Source organism: Bacillus sp. P4_D3, assembly GCF_056401855.1.
The window spans coordinates 1-773 of record NZ_JBFUIN010001131.1; the positions used below are offsets into that span (position 1 = coordinate 1).

The 773-nt window shown below is 30.1% G+C and carries 3 protein-coding genes; all 3 read right to left on the reverse strand.

What is annotated here, in order from left to right; all coding sequences use genetic code 11:
- Nucleotides 1-214: 214 nt before the first annotated feature.
- Genes AC1DTM_RS29780 through AC1DTM_RS29790 form a run of 3 tightly spaced genes read right to left on the reverse strand, consistent with a single transcriptional unit; the run spans nt 215 to nt 693 of the window.
- Nucleotides 215-355: a YrzI family small protein gene (locus AC1DTM_RS29780; RefSeq protein WP_002200161.1), complete on the reverse strand. Its 141-nt coding sequence runs from the start codon at nt 353-355 to the stop codon at nt 215-217.
- A gap of 27 nt (nt 356-382) precedes the next feature.
- On the reverse strand, nt 383-523 hold the full coding sequence (locus AC1DTM_RS29785; protein ID WP_070146635.1) for a YrzI family small protein: 141 nt from the start codon (nt 521-523) through the stop codon (nt 383-385).
- Nucleotides 524-549: 26 nt separating this feature from the next.
- Entirely contained in the window at nt 550-693 is a 144-nt protein-coding gene (locus AC1DTM_RS29790; protein WP_477001623.1) for a YrzI family small protein, read from the reverse strand.
- Between the last annotated feature and the right edge of the window lie 80 nt (nt 694-773).

The following is a 773-nucleotide window of genomic DNA, read 5'->3' on the forward strand; positions in this document are numbered from 1 at the left end:
ATACACCGCAAAAAGTGGTGTACCTTTTATTTTTTTAGAGTGTATGAAATACTTATTATTATATATTTTTTACACATCAAATCAGGCGATAATTTTTTGTTAAATAAACTTTATAAACTATGTGGAATCCCTCTGAACTATCCAAATCATCTCTTTACACTGCGTCATTAACATCATAATCGACTCCTTTCATTTCTAATATAAGTTCAAACAATTATAGGTGAGTGTAGTACTTGCTTCTACGATCACGAATCTCATCTATAATCTTTTTATACTGTCTCTCTTGTTTTGCTTCATTTGCAGATATAGTTTCTTTTTGAATCGTAATGGTTAAAAAGAAAAGGTGAAACTTCATACATGAATTCCTCCTTTCGAATAGGAATTACAGGTGACTACAATAATGACTTTGTCGTTCTTTTACGTTGTCCATTGCCTGTTCAATTTGTTGGCCATGAAGCATATCAAACTCAGACAGTTTATTTTTTTGAATGGTAATTGTTAAAAATAATACTTTGAATTTCATTGGATTTTTACCCCTTTATAATTTATTTAGTAAAGACGATTGTAATAAGAGGACTGGCGCTCTTTTACTCCGTCCATAATRTTTTTAATTTGTTGTTCRYGAGAAATTTCAYCTYTTGAAAGTTTRCGTTTTTGAATGGTRATYGTTAAAAAGAAAGCYTTAAATTTCATTAGGATATTGCCCCTTTATAATTTATTTAGTAAAGACGATTGTAATAAGAGGACTGGCGCTCTTTTACTCCGTCCATAAT

Coding starts and splice junctions, on each gene's coding strand:
- AC1DTM_RS29780 (WP_002200161.1), bottom strand. CDS start 355: ATGAAGTTTCACCTTTTCTTTTTAACCATTACGATTCAAAAAGAAACT.
- AC1DTM_RS29785 (WP_070146635.1), bottom strand. CDS start 523: ATGAAATTCAAAGTATTATTTTTAACAATTACCATTCAAAAAAATAAA.